This is a genomic window from Inquilinus sp. (assembly GCF_057815775.1).
The window spans coordinates 1-2,062 of sequence record NZ_JBYRFX010000171.1; the positions used below are offsets into that span (position 1 = coordinate 1).

Below are 2,062 nucleotides of genomic sequence, written 5' to 3' on the forward strand. Positions count from 1 at the left end.
CGTTGCAGGCTTGCCTCAGGCCCGCTAAATCGGTTCGATGATCCTCGAACTCGCCAATCCGACCCGCTTCATGAGCTTCAGCGGCCGCCTGCTGCCCTGGCTTGTCGGCGCTTCAGTGCTGCTCCTCGGCGTCGGCCTCTACATGGCCTGGTTCACGGCTCCCGCGGACTACCAGCAGGGCGAGACGGTGCGGATCATGTACATCCATGTCCCCGCCGCCTGGATGGCCACCATGGTCTACGCCACCATGGCCGTGGCCTCCGCCGTCGGGCTGGTGTGGAAGCATCCGGTGGCCGAGCTCTACACCAAGGCGGCGGCGCCGCTGGGCGCCGGCTTCACCGCGCTGTGCCTGGCCTCCGGTTCGCTGTGGGGCCAGCCGATGTGGGGCACCTGGTGGGTGTGGGACGCCCGGCTGACCAGCGTGCTGATCCTGTTCTTCATCTATCTCGGCTACATCGTCCTGGTCTCGGCCTTCGACGACCAGCAGCGCGGCCTCAAGGCCGGCGCGGTGCTGACCCTGGTCGGGGCGGTCAACCTGCCGATCATCAAATTCTCGGTCGACTGGTGGAACACGCTGCACCAGCCGGCCTCGGTGATGAAGCTGGGCGGGTCCTCGCTCGACCCCTCGATTCTGTGGCCGCTGCTGGTCATGGCGGTCGCTTTCACCGCGCTGTTCGTCTGGCTGGTGCTGCTGCGCACCGAGACCGAGATCGCCGAGCGCCGGATCCGCGCCCTGCGCCTGGCCACCGCCATGGCCGCGTCAGGCCGTGGGGCCGGGGGCGACGACACCCCGGGGCTGGAGCGGCTGGCCGGATGACGCGCCATGGCTGAGTTCTTCGCGATGGGCGGCTACGCCGCCTATGTCTGGAGCGCGTATGGCGCCGCCGCGGTGGTGCTGACCGGCCTGGTCGTCGCCACCCTGGTGCGGCGGCGCAGCAGCCGGCGTGCCCTCGATGCGCTGGAACAGCTGCGCGGCCGGAGGAAGCGGGCATGACCCGCAAGCGCCGCCGGCTGATGATGCTCGGCCTCGCCGCCCTCGGCCTGGGCACCGCCTCCGCTTTGGCCCTGAGCGCGTTCCAGGACAATCTGCTGTTCTTCTACAGCCCCAGCGAGCTGCATGCCGGCAAGGTGGCGGAGGGCCAGCGCTTCCGCCTCGGCGGTCTCGTGGTCAAGGGCTCGCTGCAGCATCTGCCCGATGGCCAGACCATCACCTTCACCGTGACAGACACCGCCTATGACGTGGCGGTGCGGTATGGCGGCATCGTGCCGGACCTGTTCCGCGAGGGGCAGGGCGTGGTCGCCCATGGCCGGGTCGGGCCGGACGGCACCTTCGTGGCGGACGAGCTGCTGGCCAAGCACGACGAAAAATACATGCCGCCCGAGGTCGCCAAGGCGCTGCAGGATGCCGGCCATCCCATGGCGCCCGGTGCCGCCGGCAAGCCCGCCGTCTCCGCCGAGGCCGCACCCAACCCCGCCGTGGTCACCCAATGATTCCCGAGATCGGCCACTACGCCCTGATCCTGGCGCTGCTTCTCGCGGTGATCCAGTCGACGCTGCCGCTGTGGGGTGCCGCCCGGCGCCATCCCGGCATGATGGCGATCGCGGAGCCGGCGGCGACGCTGCAGCTGGCGGCCATCCTGATCGCCTTCGCCGCCCTGACCTGGGCCTATGTCGTCTCCGACTTCTCGGTGGCCACGGTGGCCGGCAACAGCCATTCGCTGAAGCCGATGCTGTACAAGGTCACCGGCGTGTGGGGGAACCATGAGGGCTCGATGCTGCTCTGGGTCCTCATCCTGGCCCTGTTCGGCGCCTCGGTGGCGGTGTTCGGTGAAAACCTGCCGCCGACGCTGAAGGCCCGGGTGCTGGCGGTGCAGGGCATGATCGGCATCGGCTTCCTGGCCTTCATCATCCTGACCTCGAACCCGTTCCTGCGGCTCAGCCCCGCGCCGCTCGACGGCCAGGACATGAACCCGCTGCTGCAGGACCCCGGCCTCGCCATCCATCCGCCGTTCCTCTATCTCGGCTATGTCGGCTTCTCCATGGCGTTCTCCTTCGCCGTCGC

General features: G+C 69.3%; 4 protein-coding genes. All 4 read left to right on the forward strand.

Annotated features, from left to right (window positions below):
• Positions 1 to 37: 37 nt before the first annotated feature.
• On the forward strand, positions 38 to 817 hold the full coding sequence (locus AC3XYG_RS06145; protein WP_489138928.1) for a heme ABC transporter permease: 780 nt from the start codon (positions 38 to 40) through the stop codon (positions 815 to 817).
• Positions 818 to 823: 6 nt separating this feature from the next.
• Positions 824 to 994, forward strand: coding sequence for a heme exporter protein CcmD (gene ccmD / locus AC3XYG_RS06150; RefSeq protein ID WP_489138929.1), 171 nt, complete (start codon positions 824 to 826; stop codon positions 992 to 994).
• A complete protein-coding gene (gene ccmE, locus AC3XYG_RS06155; RefSeq protein ID WP_489138930.1) occupies positions 991 to 1,491 on the forward strand; it encodes a cytochrome c maturation protein CcmE in 501 nt (166 codons plus the stop codon). The genes ccmD and ccmE overlap by 4 nt, the downstream gene beginning before the upstream one ends.
• The coding region (gene ccsA / locus AC3XYG_RS06160; protein ID WP_489138931.1) for a cytochrome c biogenesis protein CcsA at positions 1,488 to 2,062 on the forward strand (575 nt) is incomplete at its 3' end. The genes ccmE and ccsA, both read left to right, overlap by 4 nt.